We start from the raw sequence: 17,230 nt of genomic DNA, 5'->3' as shown, positions 1-17,230 counted from the left end.
AAAGAAAAACTAAGTTTGTAAAGTGAACGGCATGTAATTCAAATAGAAAATATTGTTATCATGATTTATTTCAAAAAGACTTTAATTATTTCTTCTGCATACGATAAGCTAAGTAGATAGAGAAAATTTTGGGGTGGAAAGAATGAATGACATACTGTTAACAAACAAACAAAAGTTGGATGAAGTTTTTCGTTATTTACATACGCATCCGGAAGCAAGTTGGCAGGAAATTGAAACAACAGCTTATTTGAAAAAGTTACTTGAACAAGAAGGATTTACTGTGAAAACCTTTGATGATTGTACCGGGTTATATGTGGAAATCGGTGAAGGACCTACATGCATTGGGGTTAGAGCAGACATTGATGCTTTATGGCAAGAGGTAGATGGAGTGTTTCAAGCCAATCACTCCTGCGGACATGATGCCCATATGACAATGGCTTTTGGAGCATTGCTCCATTTAAAAGAAAAAGGCTTTCCTAAAAACGTTCGCTTTAAATGGATTTTCCAACCCGCTGAGGAAAAAGGAAAAGGTGCCGAAAAATTAGTAAGTAAAGGCATTATCGATGATATTGATTATTTATTTGGTGTGCATTTAAGACCGATTCAAGAAATTGGCGATGGTACTGCTTCTCCAGCCATTCACCACGGAGCTGCTTCTATTTTACAAGGGACAATTATTGGCCAAGATGCACATGCAGCGAGACCCCATTTAGGGGTAAATGCAATTGAAGTCAGTTCAGCAATCGTCCAAGGTCTTCAAGGGATACGCTTAGATTCAATGATTCCATATTCAGCGAAAATGACAAAACTGCATGCTGGTAGCGAGACCGGAAATATTATTCCAGGGAATGCGTCATTTAGCATCGATTTACGTGCTCAAACCAATGACATGATGACGCTTTTAAATGAAAGAGTGCACCATGTTCTCAAACAAGTGGAAGAATTATACGGTGTTGTCATTGATGTAACGGTTCACTCGAACTTGGTAGCGGCAATTGTAGATGATGATGCATGTGAGTTAATGGAAAGAGCGATTGCTGGTGTATTAGGTGAAGAATATGTGCAACCGCCGATTGTCACACCAGGCGGAGAGGATTTCCATTTTTATTCAGCTCATGTACCAACATTGAAAGCGACCATGCTAGGACTTGGGTGTGATTTATCTCCAGGGTTACATCATCCTAAAATGAAGTTTAACGAGGAATGTATTCATACAGGAAGTGACATCCTTGCACGTGTAGTGTTGTTAACAGCTGAAGAAATAAAGAAATGAGATACATTTTAACCACCTTAAACTCTCTGTTCAAGGTGGTGTTTTCATGAGAGGGCTATATAGAATACCGAATATAGATTTAGTGGAAAACATAGTTTGCACGATTTTAAGTGCATGCTGTGTTTTTTTGTTTTGGAAAATAAAGAAACTGGAAACTCCTTGGTTTTCGCTCGTAGAACGCCAGATTGAGTGAAATGTTTGTTTTTGAAAGAGCAAGGTACCCTTGTGAAAGAACAAGATTAACAAGTGAAAGAACAAGGTTTACAAACTTTAAGAAAATCACACAAAACATTAAACAATTCACTATTGATTTCATAAGTGGATGCTTATATAATGAAAATGAATATAACACATAAGGAGATGCTTATGGATTATTTAGAGCTTGAACAGTATCTAAAAGGTATTGGAGATCAAAATCGATTGCGAATTTTAACTCATCTCATGCATCAGTCGTTATGTGTGTGTGAGTTAACGGAGTTGCTTCATATGACGCAACCGGCAATTAGTCAGCATATGAAAAAGTTAAAAGAAGCGGGGATCGTTTCAGAAGAAAAAAGAGGAAGATGGACGATTTGGTCACTTCAAGTCAGACATCCCCAGTATCCTGTTTTGATTCATTTGTTGAGTTTACTTCCATCGCCTGAACGTACCGTGGATGATTTGATTAAAGAAGGAAAAAAAGTAATGTGTGAAGCATAGATGGGAGCGAAATAATGGATGTTTGGTTAGCTAGTCTTGTATTTTTGGTCACGTTGGTATTTGTCATTTGGCAACCACGTGGATTGTCAATCGGTTGGTCAGCGATGGCAGGAGCTGCAGTAGCTCTATTAGTTGGGGTTGTTAACTTTCAAGATGTGATTGACGTAACGGGTATTGTTTGGAATGCGACATTAACTTTTATTGCGTTAATTATTATTTCTCTCATATTAGATGAGATCGGATTCTTTGAATGGGCTGCTTTACATATGGCTCGATTCGCTAAAGGAAGCGGAATCCGTATGTTTTTATTAGTTACTTTATTGGGTGCAGGAGTAGCGGCTTTATTCGCCAATGATGGCGCTGCACTAATTCTTACACCGATTGTATTGGCAATGGTTCGCGCATTAGATTTTAAAGAGAAAATGATTTTACCATTTATTATGGCTTCCGGTTTTATCGCAGATACCACTTCGTTGCCATTCGTTATTAGTAACTTGGTGAATATCGTATCAGCAGACTTTTTTGGAATTGGCTTTATTGAATATGCATCTCGCATGTTCGTTCCAAATCTATTTAGTTTAGCTGCAAGTATGTTGGTGTTGTATTTGTATTTTGGAAAATCAATTCCGAAACATTTCGATGAAAAAATGGTGAAAGAACCTAAAACAGCTCTAAAAGATATACAAATGTTCCATGTGTCTTGGTATGTTCTAGGTGTGTTGTTAATTGGCTATTTCTTAAGCGAAACAATCGAAATCCCAGTTTCAATCATCGCTTCAATTGTCGCGATATTATTCTTATTAATTGCTAGACGTAGTCATGCTGTTCATACAGCTGCAGTTATTAAGGGTGCACCGTGGGCGATTGTGTTCTTTTCAATTGGTATGTATGTTGTCGTTTATGGACTTCGTAATGTTGGATTGACTTCTATTTTAGCAGTGGTGATTGAATGGTCAGCTAGTCATGGCTTATATGCAGCTACGCTAGGGATGGGCTTTATCGCAGCCATCTTATCTTCGATTATGAACAATATGCCTACAGTTATGATTGATGCATTGGCAATTGCTGAAACGAATACGACAGGCGTTACGAGAGAAGCATTGATTTATGCGAATATTATTGGATCAGATTTAGGTCCGAAAATGACGCCAATTGGATCACTTGCAACACTGCTTTGGTTACATGTGTTAAGTCAAAAAGGAGTAAAAATCTCGTGGGGTTATTACTTTAAGGTAGGGGTTATCTTAACAGTACCAACCTTATTCATTACATTAACTGGTCTTTACCTTTGGTTAACAATAATTCATTAGAAAAGGATGATTTTAAATGGAGAAAAAGATTTTGTATTTCTTATGTACAGGTAATTCATGTCGTTCACAAATGGCGGAAGCCTTAGGTCATAAACATTTGAGTGATCAATTTGATGTTTATTCAGCTGGAATTGAAGCGCATGGCCTAAATCCAAATGCGATCAAAGCAATGGATGAAGTGGGAATCGATATTCGCAATCAAACATCAGATACGATTGATACTGAGTTATTAAACCGTGCAGACTATGTTGTGACGTTATGTGGGGATGCGAATGACAAATGTCCGATTACACCTCCACATGTGACAAGATGGCACTGGGGATTTGATGACCCTGCTCGCGCAGAGGGTACGGAAGAAGAAAAGCGGGCAGTGTTCCAACGAGTTCGTGACGAAATCAGTGCACGCATCGAAGAGTTCGGAAAAACTGGTAAATAAGAAAAAGCGGCATGGAGGAGAAAATTCCACCATGTCGCTTTTTAAATAATTTTACCCATATAAAGCTCGTTAACAAATTGATCATCAATTTTTAAGGAATGAGGACGAGTTCCTTCTATGTTATAGCCCATTTTCTTATATAAGGCTATTGCACGTTCGTTGTTTTCAACAACTGTTAGTTCAATCCGTTGAATCTCGACTTCGTGAGCAAAACTCTCGGCTTTTTTCATGAGGGATGTACCCACATTCTTCCCGTAGTAAGCTGACAATACACCAATTACGAGTGCAGCTCGATGTTTTGAGCGAGGAGCAGTTCCGCCGTTAAGGACAACAAATCCAGCGAACTCACCATTTAAAATTGCGACAAACATGCCGGAATTTAGAGACCTTTTCCATTCTCCAATTCGTTTTCGAATCCCTTGAACGGTCATTTTTCGTTCATCTTTACCGAACATCATAAAATTGGATTCAGCATCAATTGCTGAATGAAGATTGATAATGGAACGAGCATCTTCAAGATCCACTGGGCGAATAATCAAAATTTCTTCGGTTTTATTTCCGGAGTGGACTTCAAATAAAGAATCTGATGTTTTCGCGAACGTAACTGAGCGTCCTAATTCAATCTCTTTTACATGATAGTCTGACTCAGTCCATGCTTGAAAATGTAAGGCAGGTGGTTTTGTTTTCTTCCACCAGCTACTATTTAAATAGGCTGCGTTCGGTAATTGTTGTCCGATAATATTTTCCATGGCTGTATATGTAAGTGTCAGTTCATTAATTGTCGATGCTGCAAAAAACGTGGCTAGAGGAATATACTTTTTTTCCATTTTTTTAGACATATTAAACCTTCTTTCTAAATTGATGCGAGTGACATCAACGGTATTATTTTACCATATATATATAACTAATGCACTACTTTATACTCATTTATTTTTGGGATTGGAAAATTATTTCCTGTAAATGATATGATACACTTTAAAATAGGGAATGTGAACTTAATATTCCAAATATTATGTAATTTAAGAGAAATAATTAATGGAAAAAACTAAGACGAAAGTCACGTGAAGGGAATTTGGAAATATGATTAGAAAACTAGTAGAGCAAGATCGTACATTAACAATGAGCTTTGTATCAGCAAAACCAGCTGAGAATTTATTCATTATCGGTGATATTGAAGGTTACGGATTTCACTCTGATATACAAACACTGTGGGGAGATTTCTCCGAATCTGGAGAACTGCGAGCAGTTTTATTAAAGTATGATCAGAACTTTATTTTGTATGCCCCTGCATCGTTTGATCACGAAGGTGTTGCTTCAGTTATTAATCAAGATTCAAACTTTACTTATTTATCAGGAATCGAAGAAATGGTGAATAAAATCACTCCATATATAAAGCGAGAACCTAAAAAACCACGTGTCATGTATTACGCTAAGTGTGAAACAGCCGATTATTTGCCTGCAATTCCAGCTGACATGTTGATTGAAAAAGCTGTGCCAGAAGATGCAGGAGCTATTATTGCTCAAATGAAGGCGATTCCTGAATTTGCTGAAGGTAATTATAGTGTTGAAAATAAGAGAATGAGCTTAGAAAAAGGCTTAGCCCGTGCATACTTTATAAAAGAAGACGATGTCATCGTTAGTTCTGCTTCTAGCACAGCTGAAAACAGTCAATCAGCGATGATTGTTGGTGTAGGTACATTAGAAAGTCATCAAAATAAAGGATTAGCTTCATACTGTATGTCGAAGCTTTGCAGGGAACTTTTAGCGGAAGGGAAAATGTTGTGTCTGTTTTATGACAACCCCGCTGCGGGCTCTATTTACAAGCGTATTGGCTTTGTTGACATCGGAAAATGGAGCATGTGGACATATTAATCTGATCGAAACTGTTGAACCCTCTACGTATACGTTGTTTAATAGAAGAAAGAGATTGATAGAGGAGTTTGAGGATAGTGCTTCACTACAAAACATATATCACATCAGAATCAGCCCCTTGGGTTTCTTTCGTTCACGGAGCAGGAGGAAGTTCATCTATTTGGTACAAACAAATACGTGAATTTAGAAAAGACCATAATGTCTTATTAATCGATCTAAGAGGTCACGGTAAATCTGCTCGTGGTCGTTGGAAAAAAGGCGACTCATTTGCGCATATTGCAGATGAAGTTAAAGACGTATTGAATGAACTAAATATAGAACAAACACACGTAATTGGTATGTCCCTAGGAACAATTGTTGCGCAAACAATGGCAGAACGTTTTCCAGAAAGAATTTCTTCGTTAATATTAGGTGGAGCAATTATTCGACTGGATATCCGTACAAAGTTACTCTTATGGACAGGGCGTATGACAAAGCGTTTTATTCCCTATATGTTGCTATACAAATTGTTCGCTTGGATTATCATGCCGAAGAAACGTCATGAAGAATCCCGAATGGTTTTTGTGAATCAAGCGAAGAAAATGTGTCAAAAAGAGTTTATTAAATGGTTTTCATTAACTAAGTTAATTAATCCATATTTATCTCGACTACAAATGAAAACAAATTCTATCCCCACTTTATTTTTAATGGGGGAAGAAGACTACTTATTTATGCCACCAGTGGAAGAATTGGTCCGTCGAAATGAAGAATTTAAATTAATTAAAATTAAAGATTCAGGTCATGTGTGTAACATCGATCAGCCTGACATGTTTAATGAGCTGTCGATTGATTTTATTTCCATGATTCAAAACAAGAAAGCTATCGCCTTTTAAGGTGATAGCTTTTTTTCAATAAATGTAGACAAAAGAGTTACAGTTTGTATAAATACCTTGAAAATTCGACTTTTGAACGTGATAAAAAAATGTTGGTTGGCTATTTCTTTCGCTTTCCGCGGACGAAACGCTAGCCTCCTCGGCTGTTAAAAACCTATGCTCCTGCGGTTACTCGTCGCAAACGAATTGTGCACAATTCGTTGCCTGTGGGGTCTAGCGTATTTCGTTTTTCCGCAGGAGTCTTCAGAAATAGCCAACCGCATTCCTAGTGAACAGTTTGCATAATTATGATTACAGTTTATAAGACATGCAGAAGAAATTCCCTAAGCAGCAGGCATAAAAATTAAAAGTTATTATCTTAAATATAAATGTATTTTTATGCCTGTTGCTTGGAATGGAGACGGCGACTCCGTGGGGAATAGCGTGAGCTTTAGACCCTGGACTGAGCTCGCGAGGGAAGCGGCTAAAGCCATGCCCCCCGGAAAGCGACCGTTGCAATGGAAAGCAATACTGTTTATTTGTCCACAGTCTGGAAATAGCAAGCACTCAATGTGGTGCTTGCTATTCTTTTTTTAAAATTTAAACTGTTGCAGGTTCAAGTGAAACAGCAGGACCGAAGAACTCAAAATGAACGCGATCAGCTGCAAAACCTAATTCATAAAGAGTGTTAATCATTGCTTTCATAAATGGTACAGGTCCACAAACATAGATATCACTAGTTGGAAGTACGTTTTCTGCTAATAACTCTTTAGTCAGCATTCGGTTTTCATCAGAATATAGAGTTAACATGGTTGTGTCTTCCATAGTTGACATCAACTTGCGAACATCTTCGTCAAATGCGTGCAAGGCTTTATTTCGTGCGCCATGTAAAAAGGCTACAGGTCGAGTTGGTGTCGTTTTGAAAATTGTTTCTAACATGCTCATCATTGGAGTAACGCCTACACCACCGCTAATTAATGTAACCGGACGAGTACTCTCGACATCTAAGAAGAAATCCCCTGCAGGTGCAGTTACTTCAATCGAATCACCAATTTGAGTGGCTTCGTGAAGATAGACTGAAACCTTCCCATTTGGATTCATTTCATTTTCTTTTTTCACAGAAATTCGATACGTGTCTTGGCCAGGTGATTGTGACAAGCTATATTGGCGATTAAATAGATACGTTTCACCAGGAATGCTAAGACGAATCGTAATGTATTGACCTGGTTTAAAGCTTGGTAGGCCAGCTCCGTCAGCTGGTTTTAAATAAAATGATGTGATGACATCTGATTCTTCAACTTTATTAACAATCGTAAAGTCTTTAAATCCATCCCATCCATTTGTTTGAGTTGCCGCTTCATTGTACATGTCTTTTTCTACTTGGATAAATACATCTGCAATTACGCCATATGCTTCTCCCCAAGCTTGAATAATGTCATCCGTTGCAGCATCACCTAGAACTTCTTTTATAGCTCCAAGCAAATGTTTGCCAACGATTGGATAATGCTCAGCTTTTATAGCTAACGAGCGATGTTTATGCGCTATTTGTTTAACTACAGGTAAGATGGCACCTAAATTATCGATATGTTGAGCTGCAGCATATACAGTGTTAGCAAGAGCCGCTTGTTGGCGACCTTGTTTTTGATTAGCATGATTAAAAATATTCAAGAGCTCTGGATGAGCTGAAAATAAATTCTTATAAAAAACCGTTGTGATTTCAGTTCCGTGAGTCGCTAGGACAGGTGCAGTAGATTTGACGATTTTGATTGTTTGAGAAGATAACATTTGTTTTTCCTACCCTTCATCATTTGATAGCTTTACCTTACGCCCGATAAAATTTTAAAGCTATATATGAAATACATCTTTAATATTTTAGACACATTTCTTTCACGGAAAAGACATACTCGGTATAATGATGATGGAGAAAGTGCGGTGAAATATGCGATTAACTATGTACACTGATTTTTCACTTCGCGTATTAATGTACGTTGGGTCAAAAGAAAGATCACAGTTGTCAACGATACAAGAAATTTCAACAGCTTATGGAATATCGAAAAATCATTTAATGAAAGTCACTTATGAATTAGGGAAACATGGCTATATTGAAACCGTTCGTGGTAGAGGGGGCGGAATCCGCCTAGCACATGATCCAATAAATATTAATGTTGGCGAAGTAGTCAAGAAGATGGAGGACGATTTCTATCTTGTCGAATGTTTTAATTGTGCTTCTAATCGCTGTGTCATAACGCCAGTGTGTAAATTAAGAAACGTGTTACATCAAGCCTTAACAGCGTATTTATCAGTACTCGATGCGTATACATTACAGGATTTATTGGTCAATAAAGAAGAGCTCGGTGCCATTTTGTTTATGAAATAGGTATGTTAAAATAAACAGCGATAAGTTTTAAATAATGGAGGATTCTCATGGGAAAAGTATTTGTAGTAGGGCATAAAAATCCAGATACAGATTCAATTGCATCTGCACTGGTCTATGCACATTTAAAGCGTCAGCTAGGAATGGATGCAGAAGCGGTGCGCTTAGGTGATGTGCAAAATGAAACATCATTTGCCCTTGAAACGTTTGGGGTTGAAGCTCCACGTTTGATTGAAAAAGCTGGAACTGAAGTTCAACAAATTATTTTAGTGGATCATAATGAAAAGCAACAAAGTGTAGATGATATAGATGAGGTACAAGTTATCGAGGTTATCGATCATCACCGAATCGCTAATTTTGAAACGGCAGATCCGTTGTATTTCCGTGCAGAACCTGTTGGTTGTACAACAACGATTTTGAATAAATTATATAAAGAAAATGGAGTAGAAATCCCTGCTAATATGGCTGGGTTAATGCTATCTGCCATTATCTCAGATTCTTTATTATTTAAATCACCTACATGCACACCTCAAGATATTGCAGCGGCAAAAGAACTGGAAGTAATCGCAGGCGTGAATGCTGAAGAATACGGAATGGCGATGCTGAAAGCTGGAGCGGATTTAAGTGACAAAACACTTGAAGATTTATTAACGCTAGATGCTAAAGAGTTCGGAATGGGTGAGTACAAAGTAGAAATCGCCCAAGTAAATGCGGTTGATGTGAACGACATTATGAATCGTCAAGTTGAATTGGAAGATTTAATCTACAGAAACATTGCGGAAAAAGGACTCGATTTGTTCTTCTTCGTCGTGACTGATATCTTAAACAACGATTCAGTTGCATTAGCATTAGGCAATCAAGCAAGCAAAGCTGAGGCAGCATTTGGCGTGCCTTTCGTTAACAACGTAGCTTTATTAAAAGGCGTTGTTTCTCGTAAGAAACAAGTAGTACCAGTCTTAACAGAAGCTTTAAGTGAATAAACAAAAGCCGGTTCTCAATTTAGAGAATCGGCTTTTTACGTATGTAGGTATCTCGGAGATATGCAGAGAGGCTGGCTCGCCTAGTTAACTTGGTTGTGAGACACGTTTGATTGATAAAAGGCGGAGTTTGATTGATAAATCGTCAGTTTGATTGATAAATTTTCAAAAGCACATCACCCCACAAAAAACCGTCTCACTAACCAAGTACACTCTGCATTGAAACACACTCTTTCAAACAGAAGCGAAGCGAAAACCAAAACCATTCAAATGGGAGCCATTTCGCTAGTCGCTTCATGTCTCTTTGCTGTGGGAGAGTCTAGTTGGGCTCGTAAAGTTATAAGCATCGTTTTTTACGTATCAAGTAAATGCCTTAAATATCGCTGTGGGTCTTTCATGAAATCTGAGGTTAACCGAACATGCTCCACTTCATCGTATGTTGTTGGGACAAGCTGATCATCTTGAATTTCAAGCAAAGTAGCTTCAGGATATGCCATTAGGATTGGTGAGTGAGTGGAAATGATAAATTGTGCACCATTTTTAACCATGTCATGCATGATAGCCAAGAATGACAATTGTTTATTTGGAGACAAAGGTGCCTCAGGCTCATCGAGAATATACAAGCCATTCGGTTTAAATCTCGCTTGGAATAAATCCAGAAAACTCTCTCCGTGCGACCTCACATCAAGGCCTTCGCCATATAAGTGACGAAGCTCAGAATACGTTCGTGCATAAGGGAGTACTTCTAGGCTAAAAGGATCTCTTCTCTTAATTTCCTCCAAAGTAATGCGTGCGCTTTCACGCATATTGGCTAATTCACGTGTGTATGTAATGAAATCAGAGGCTCGAAAGAAAAATCCATTTTTGGTTCGAACAGACCAAATCAGTTTAAGCTCCTCAGATAGATCATATGCATGAGAAAAAGACGTGTCTTTTTCTAAATACTCTCCACTAATTAAAATGCTTCCACTCGCGGCTGCGATTCCTTCTAGCAAAGTTGTTTTTCCAGAACCATTATCTCCTGCAAGGATTGTGACAGGATTTGAAAATACGAGCGATTCGAATTGCTGAATCAATGGAAGATTGAACGGGTAATCCGTTCTAGAAGAACGTTTCTTTCGAATAACTTCACGTAATATCATTAAGAACACACTCCTTTATCAAAACTTTAGCATAGATCGATCTGCTAGGCAGAATGATTGCGAGCTTTTATGGAACACTCTAAAATTGATTTTGAGGTGAATGACATGAAAATAGAAGTATGGTCAGATTATGTTTGTCCATTTTGTTATATAGGAAAAAGACGATTAGAAAAAGCAATTGCGTCATCAGGACTATCAGAAAATATTGAGATTCAATTTAAAGCTTATGAATTAGATCCAAACTCTCCAGCAACTTCAGATAAATCAACATACGAAATACTTGCTGAAAAATATAATACGACACCTGAAGCGGCCAAAAAAATGACAGCCTCGGTTAGCCAACAAGCGGAAACGGTAGGTTTAACATACGATTTCGATCGTATTAAACACGCCAACACTTTTGATGCACATCGTTTAGCAAAGTGGGCAGAGAGCCAAGGGAAGCCAGTAGAAGTGAACGAACGTTTATTAAAAGCACATTTCATTGAAACAAAAGAAATTGGTCGTCATGATGTGTTATTAGATGTAGTTGAAGAAATCGGTCTAGACCGTGAAAAAGCAGCTGAAGTTTTAGCTTCAAATGCTTTTGAAGTCGAAGTAAAGCAAGATGTTCAAGAAGGTATGTTACTCGGTGTACAAGGTGTGCCGTTTTTCGTCATCAATCGTAAATACGCTATTTCTGGAGCTCAACCAGCAGAAGCTTTTGCTGATGCATTAAAGAAAGTTGCTGAAGAAGAAGGGATAACACCAAAACTTCAGACGCTTGGTCAAGACGATGTAGGAATCTGTAAAGATGATTCATGTGATATTTAATTGATGAGAGAGCATAGTCTTTGACTTTTGAAGACGGCTCTTTTATTATATTCATATATCTTGAATTAAAGATATTTTAAATCAAGATAAAATTTAAAGCGTTAGAGGAGTTATATAAATGAACATTTTAGTCGTAAAAGCAAATAATCGTCCTTCTACAGAAGGCATTTCAAGTAAAATGCATGAAGTATTTATGAATGAATTAACGAAAGGCAAAGATTTGAATATCCAAACATTTGATGTATTTGAAGAAGATATGCCTTACTTCGGTCAAGACTTCTTTAACGCAATGGGCAAATCAGCTCAAGCTGAGCCATTAAACGACATCGAACAACGTATTTTAACTGCTGCTAATAAAGCAATGGATGCTTTCATGGATGCAGACGTTGTCGTGTTTGCCTTTCCGTTATGGAATAAAACAATTCCAGCACCATTACAAACATTTATTGATTACATTTACAGAGCGGGTGTCACATTCGCATACAGTGAAAACGGCCCAGTCGGTTTAGTTCCTGATAAAAAAGTAATCATCTTAAATGCACGCGGTGGCGTTTACTCAACTCCAGAAATGGCACCTATGGAAATGAGCGTAAACTATGTACGTCTGATTATGAATTTCTTCGGCATCACGGACATTGAAGAAGTAATCATCGAAGGACACAACCAATTCCCAGATCGTGCACAACAAATCATTGCAGACGGAATGGAAGACGTGAAAACTGTCGCATCTCGTTTAGCAACAGTAACAGTCTAAAAGGATTAAAAGAATAATGCGAAGTCGTTTCTTATACGTATTAAACGATATAAAAAAGAGGAGTGGACACAATGTCCATTCCTCTTTTTGCCGTTCTAAACCGTTTTGTCTCGTTCAAAGCCTTTATAGCGTGTACCTTGGAATGTCAAAATCCCTAAATCTTGCTCGGCCAACATACCAAATTCCGAACCATTTACTCGAAGTTCGATACGATCTCCACTTTGTACTTCAAAAGTTACGTAATAAGAAGTGCTGGCAGCAGAATTCCCATGACCGCCAGAAGTTCGCGTACGTTTCGTTATAACTTCCGCAGGGACACTAAGAATCGGAGATTTATTATTCGAGCTCCATTCACTAATACCTTTAACGAAAATAAAAATAAAAACACCAATTATAAGGACGGGGATAATAACGAACATTGCTCCAAATAAATCAAAACCACCCGAAGAATATGGATCCATCGACAAATTAAACACTCCTTAAAATACTAAGCTACTATATTGTACGAATCATTGCGAGAATAGTTTCAAGCGAGAAAAGGTGGCGACCAAACTGTGTAGATAGATTATCCTCATGAGTTTCTACACATAGCCACTCTCCCTACGACAACCCTTGCCCTAGTGCAAACTCTTTATATAATGTATGTGAATCGAATAATTCACTATGCGTTCCTCTACCCGTAATCTCTCCACCCTCTAACACCAAGATTTGATCTGCATGAAGGACAGTTGCTAAACGATGTGCGATTACTAATGTAGTGCGACCCTTCATTAATACTTGGAGTGCTTCTTGAACCAATATTTCTGAACCGCTGTCTAAATTAGAGGTTGCTTCGTCTAACAGTAAAATTTGTGGGTTGTATAACAATGCACGGGTAATCGCAATTCGCTGACGTTGACCACCGGATAGTTTCATGCCTCGTTCACCAACTAAGGTTTCCACACCTTGAGGTAACTTCTCGATAAACTCCCACGCATTGGCGGCAATCGCGGCTTCCTTCAACTGCTCGTCCGAAGGCTTTGCATCTAAGCCATAGGTCATATTGTCAAAGAGTGAACCGTTCATTAGTGGACTTTCTTGCGACACGTATCCAAGTCGTCCACGCCAATCACCAAGCGGAAATTCATTTATTGGAACATCTCCAATGAAAATCTTTCCGCTGTCGGGTTCATAAAAACGTTCGAGTAAAGAGAAAATGGTGGTTTTACCCCCACCACTTGGTCCAACAAATGCGGTGACTGTTCCAGGTGTGGTTTCAAAAGATACACCATTCAGTATTTTTTTGTCTTCATTATAAGAAAAACTAACGTTGTCGAATCGTAGTTTGTCTTCACTTTGCTTAGGAGATCCTGAAATGGTTTCATGATCAAGCTCCAGCATGAACTGAATACGTTCTGTCGCCCCCACCGCTTTTTGATAGGCAGTAAAGAAGGACGCCATTTGTGCAAAAGGCACCACGATTTGGAATAAATAAAAGATAATCGCAACGAGAGAACCTGCTGATAACTCGCCCTTAGATACTTGCATGCCTCCATAACCAAGGATGAGCACAAGAATACCCATCATTAATAAAGTCATCAAAGGTGAAATAATCGATTGAATGCGTGCTTCTTTCAGTCCGAATTGGAATAGCTCACCAATCGCACGGTCACCTTTTACACTCTCTGTTTCTTCTGCGCGATAGGATTTCACAAGACGAATGTCTGACAAAACACGTCCGAGTAAACCAGAAAACTTGGCCATTTCTTCTTGCGTACCTTTTGCCACTTTATGCATTTTACGCCCGAGCGGAATAATAATAGCCATGGAAATAGGCACACTTACTAACATAATCATGGTCATTTTCCAGTCAATGAAAAACAGGATAATAACAGAACCAACAACGGAGATAATGCCTGATACAAAAGTGACTAAATGACCTGTGATTAGCTGCTTAAGTATAGATGTATCTTGTGTAATGCGGCTCATCGTTTCGCCAGTTTCATTGGCATCATAAAAAGGAATTGGTAAACGTAGAACTTTTCTCCACAACTTTCTCCTTAAATCAGCCACAATCGTTTCACCGATAAATGTTAGTAAATAATAGGAAACTCCTCCAGCAACAGCTTGAAGTAGAAAAACGCCTAATAATAACAAGATTAATTTCCAATCGATGCTGGAAGTTGTTAACGTATCAACTAAATTTTTTGTAACTAAAGGAACGACCAAACCCGTTATTGTTTCTGCTAATGCGAGAAAGATGGCGAAGATGGTAACGCCAATAGGCCATTTTAAGGATTTCATTAATTGGAAAAAAGGTTTTGTCGATTTTTCACTTTTATTTTCCATCAAAATACTCCTTTCGTATCATCTATTGGCATAGAATTGTCTTAAACTGATATAAATATATCATAAAACACATTGACTATTTTCTGACATTGTTCGACAATGTATATGTATGGAAGGAAAAATTTAAATGGTATTTAATTACATTTAATGATACATATACAAAAAGAGACGAACGTTAGGGTGTGACGAAGTGTCAAAAAGGCAAATACAAGCTTATGTATTACTTTCATTAATTCTTCTGACAGTCGTTGCATTAACCATAATTAATTATCAAGATACAAAAGAATATGTAATTGAAACTGTAGATAATGAAACGAATGAATTGTTAAAGAACTTTACAGACGAAACGAACAAATTTTCGAATGAAAGAGTTGCAGAATTAGAACTTATCGCAAATTATTTAGTGTTATTAGATGGTAATGATGAAGAAATCATTGAGTTCTTGGCAAATCAACGTGACAAGATGCCATTTTTCACATCTTTAGGTTTCATTAACCCAGAAGGTGAAACTTTAGCTGGTGATGGATCACGTTTTAAAGTGAATCAGATTGAATCATTTGAACGCGCTTTGCAAGGTGAAGTGGTGTTTAGTGATTTATTTCCTCTTTACCAAGATCCTGACCAAATAGTAACGGCAATCCGACTCCCTGTTAAAAAGGGGGATGAAGTAATTGGCGTTCTGTCTGGTGTCGTGAATATGGGGAATATTCTAGGTTCCGTGGCAAAAGAGTCAAGTCTTCCAGGCAGTCTGTATTTATTTAAAGAAGAACAACTAGTTTTTTCGACGACAGATGAGCCATTTGATAATCGATTCAATTATGCAGCAGATATTAAAGAACAAATGAAAGTAAAAGAGAGTGGTTCAATTTTAGTTGAGGAAGATTCGGCGCATTTTGTAATGTTCCAACGTGCAGGAGCTGATTGGACAGTGCTTGTCGATTCCTATACAAACGCTCTAGATAATCGGATTTCAACGATTTTTTGGCGCAATACATTAGTTGTTGCTGTGACATTCTTGATATTATGCGGAATCTTATTTTACATACGAAGAAATGAAGTACGTGAAGACAATTTGTTGAAACGTGATTTATTAACAAACTTACCAAACCGTGTCGTACTTGAAGAAAAATTGAAAAGAGACTTGGATCCAACAAACTTTAAGAATTTCACTTTATTTTTTGTGAATCTAGACCGTTTTAAAGAAATAAACGAGCGGAATGGCTATCAAATTGGTGACAGAGTACTCTTTGAAGTAAGTAATAAAATTCAAGAGTTTGCTAATCGCAATGATTTGTATCGAGTTGGTGGAGATGAATTCGTTTTACTGGTTTCTACACAAGATGAAGAAGAATTAAAAACAATGACAACTGCTTTAGTGAAGTTAATGGGAGAACCTCTTGAGCTTTCAACGTTTGAAAGCATATGGATGACGTTAAGTCTTGGGATACGAAAATCCGAATTAGGAGATTGGCCTGACTTAATGATGCAAGATGCTACATTTGCTGTACAAGAAGCCAAGAAGTTAGGTGGAAATCGTGCAGTCTTCTTCTCTCAAGAATTAGCAAATCAGAATGAACGTGCAAGATTAATAGCAAATAATGTTGTCCATGCACTCCATAATAATGAATACTACATGGTTTACCAACCGGTGTATGAATTATCAACGCAAAAGATCAAGAGCTTTGAGGCTTTACTACGATGGGAGTCGCCATTAATTGGAGCCGTTTCACCCATTGAATTTATTCCATTACTTGAAGATAATGATTTAATCGTTCCAGTGGGTCGATGGATAATAAGACAAGTGGCACTGCAAGTAAAACAGTGGGAAAATGAGTTACATGATGGTTTCCACGTAGCAATTAATATTTCAGTCAAACAAATGATGCATCCCGATTTCATGAATGACATTAAGTCGATTATTCAAGAAGTTGGTATTTCACCTAATAGTTTAATGTTCGAGATAACGGAGACGGTCGCTGTACAAAACAGTGAATTAGCATCTGTATTATTGACGGAGCTCAACGAATACGGTGTTCAAACTGCACTTGATGATTTTGGAACGGGTTACTCATCATTATCGATTTTAAAACTTTTACCTATACAACATGTTAAAGTGGATCGTTCATTCCTAATGATTATGGAAAATGAAGGCGAAAAGTCACAAATTATTTTACAAGGAATTTTGGATATCGCCAAAAACTTGGGCATGACCACGGTAATGGAAGGTGTCGAAACAGAAGAGCAATTGTTTTTATTAAAAGAAATGGGTGCTCATAAAATTCAAGGATTCCTTATCAGCCGTCCGATGGTTGCTGAACTTGCCATCAAACTGATTGACCAAAAATGGACTTATTAAAAAATGCAATTCCTTCATTGAGAGGGAATTGCATTTTTTGATTAG

The 17,230-nt window shown here is 37.8% G+C and carries 16 protein-coding genes; 11 read left to right on the top strand and 5 right to left on the bottom strand.

Translation table 11 applies throughout. The features are described from left to right. The first annotated feature begins 142 nt into the window (after nucleotides 1-142). The 4 genes from AC3EA5_RS16690 to arsC all read left to right on the top strand — a co-directional run bounded on the left by AC3EA5_RS16690 (nucleotide 143) and on the right by arsC (nucleotide 3,718). Entirely contained in the window at nucleotides 143-1,273 is a 1,131-nt protein-coding gene (locus tag AC3EA5_RS16690; protein ID WP_488609336.1) for a M20 peptidase aminoacylase family protein, read from the top strand. Nucleotides 1,274-1,606: 333 nt separating this feature from the next. Further along, nucleotides 1,607-1,972, top strand: a complete 366-nt coding sequence (locus tag AC3EA5_RS16685; protein WP_488609335.1) for an ArsR/SmtB family transcription factor — start codon at nucleotides 1,607-1,609, stop codon at nucleotides 1,970-1,972. Between the two features lie 14 nt (nucleotides 1,973-1,986). Beyond that, nucleotides 1,987-3,282 carry an arsenic transporter gene (locus AC3EA5_RS16680; protein WP_488609334.1) on the top strand — a complete coding sequence of 432 codons (1,296 nt, stop codon included), beginning with the start codon at nucleotides 1,987-1,989 and terminating at the stop codon, nucleotides 3,280-3,282. Between the two features lie 16 nt (nucleotides 3,283-3,298). Then, nucleotides 3,299-3,718 (top strand): arsenate reductase (thioredoxin), encoded by a 420-nt coding sequence (gene arsC / locus AC3EA5_RS16675; RefSeq protein ID WP_488609333.1) that lies wholly within the window; start codon nucleotides 3,299-3,301, stop codon nucleotides 3,716-3,718. 41 nt (nucleotides 3,719-3,759) lie between these two features. Here arsC and AC3EA5_RS16670 read toward each other — a convergent pair whose 3' ends face one another. After that, nucleotides 3,760-4,557 carry a GNAT family N-acetyltransferase gene (locus AC3EA5_RS16670; RefSeq protein WP_488609332.1) on the bottom strand — a complete coding sequence of 266 codons (798 nt, stop codon included), beginning with the start codon at nucleotides 4,555-4,557 and terminating at the stop codon, nucleotides 3,760-3,762. A gap of 241 nt (nucleotides 4,558-4,798) precedes the next feature. Here AC3EA5_RS16670 and AC3EA5_RS16665 point away from each other — a divergent pair, with 241 nt between their 5' ends. Next, complete coding sequence (locus tag AC3EA5_RS16665; RefSeq protein ID WP_488609331.1) at nucleotides 4,799-5,590, top strand: GNAT family N-acetyltransferase; 792 nt, start codon at nucleotides 4,799-4,801, stop codon at nucleotides 5,588-5,590. 77 nt (nucleotides 5,591-5,667) lie between these two features. Next, a complete protein-coding gene (locus tag AC3EA5_RS16660) occupies nucleotides 5,668-6,462 on the top strand; it encodes an alpha/beta fold hydrolase (protein WP_488609330.1) in 795 nt (264 codons plus the stop codon). Between the two features lie 579 nt (nucleotides 6,463-7,041). On the opposite strand, the gene hmpA is transcribed toward AC3EA5_RS16660, so the two are convergent. Then, nucleotides 7,042-8,226 carry an NO-inducible flavohemoprotein gene (gene hmpA / locus AC3EA5_RS16655; RefSeq protein ID WP_488609329.1) on the bottom strand — a complete coding sequence of 395 codons (1,185 nt, stop codon included), beginning with the start codon at nucleotides 8,224-8,226 and terminating at the stop codon, nucleotides 7,042-7,044. A gap of 154 nt (nucleotides 8,227-8,380) precedes the next feature. Here hmpA and AC3EA5_RS16650 point away from each other — a divergent pair, with 154 nt between their 5' ends. Together AC3EA5_RS16650 and AC3EA5_RS16645 are read left to right on the top strand one after the other, a co-directional pair. Continuing rightward, nucleotides 8,381-8,818 carry an Rrf2 family transcriptional regulator gene (locus AC3EA5_RS16650; protein ID WP_488609328.1) on the top strand — a complete coding sequence of 146 codons (438 nt, stop codon included), beginning with the start codon at nucleotides 8,381-8,383 and terminating at the stop codon, nucleotides 8,816-8,818. A 47-nt stretch (nucleotides 8,819-8,865) separates the two neighbouring features. Continuing rightward, a complete protein-coding gene (locus AC3EA5_RS16645) occupies nucleotides 8,866-9,795 on the top strand; it encodes a manganese-dependent inorganic pyrophosphatase (RefSeq protein ID WP_488609327.1) in 930 nt (309 codons plus the stop codon). A gap of 350 nt (nucleotides 9,796-10,145) precedes the next feature. Here the strand turns inward: AC3EA5_RS16645 and AC3EA5_RS16640 are convergent, their stop codons facing one another. Further along, on the bottom strand, nucleotides 10,146-10,934 hold the full coding sequence (locus tag AC3EA5_RS16640; RefSeq protein WP_488609326.1) for an AAA family ATPase: 789 nt from the start codon (nucleotides 10,932-10,934) through the stop codon (nucleotides 10,146-10,148). A gap of 105 nt (nucleotides 10,935-11,039) precedes the next feature. Between AC3EA5_RS16640 and AC3EA5_RS16635 the strand changes: the two genes are divergently transcribed. Then, the gene (locus AC3EA5_RS16635) at nucleotides 11,040-11,747 is read left to right on the top strand and encodes a DsbA family oxidoreductase (RefSeq protein WP_488609325.1); all 708 of its coding nucleotides are present in this window, start codon (nucleotides 11,040-11,042) and stop codon (nucleotides 11,745-11,747) included. Between the two features lie 118 nt (nucleotides 11,748-11,865). Then, complete coding sequence (locus tag AC3EA5_RS16630; protein ID WP_394188243.1) at nucleotides 11,866-12,501, top strand: FMN-dependent NADH-azoreductase; 636 nt, start codon at nucleotides 11,866-11,868, stop codon at nucleotides 12,499-12,501. Nucleotides 12,502-12,596: 95 nt separating this feature from the next. Here the strand turns inward: AC3EA5_RS16630 and AC3EA5_RS16625 are convergent, their stop codons facing one another. Continuing rightward, nucleotides 12,597-12,962, bottom strand: a complete 366-nt coding sequence (locus tag AC3EA5_RS16625) for a DUF2500 domain-containing protein (RefSeq protein WP_488609464.1) — start codon at nucleotides 12,960-12,962, stop codon at nucleotides 12,597-12,599. A gap of 139 nt (nucleotides 12,963-13,101) precedes the next feature. Then, nucleotides 13,102-14,829, bottom strand: a complete 1,728-nt coding sequence (locus AC3EA5_RS16620; protein ID WP_488609324.1) for an ABC transporter ATP-binding protein — start codon at nucleotides 14,827-14,829, stop codon at nucleotides 13,102-13,104. Nucleotides 14,830-15,019: 190 nt separating this feature from the next. Between AC3EA5_RS16620 and AC3EA5_RS16615 the strand changes: the two genes are divergently transcribed. After that, complete coding sequence (locus tag AC3EA5_RS16615; RefSeq protein WP_488609323.1) at nucleotides 15,020-17,185, top strand: bifunctional diguanylate cyclase/phosphodiesterase; 2,166 nt, start codon at nucleotides 15,020-15,022, stop codon at nucleotides 17,183-17,185. Nucleotides 17,186-17,230 lie beyond the last annotated feature (45 nt).

The sequence above is a fragment of the Paenisporosarcina sp. genome, assembly GCF_057785155.1.
The sequence above is the reverse complement of the archived record's forward strand: the minus strand, read 5'-3'. Positions and strand labels throughout refer to the sequence as shown.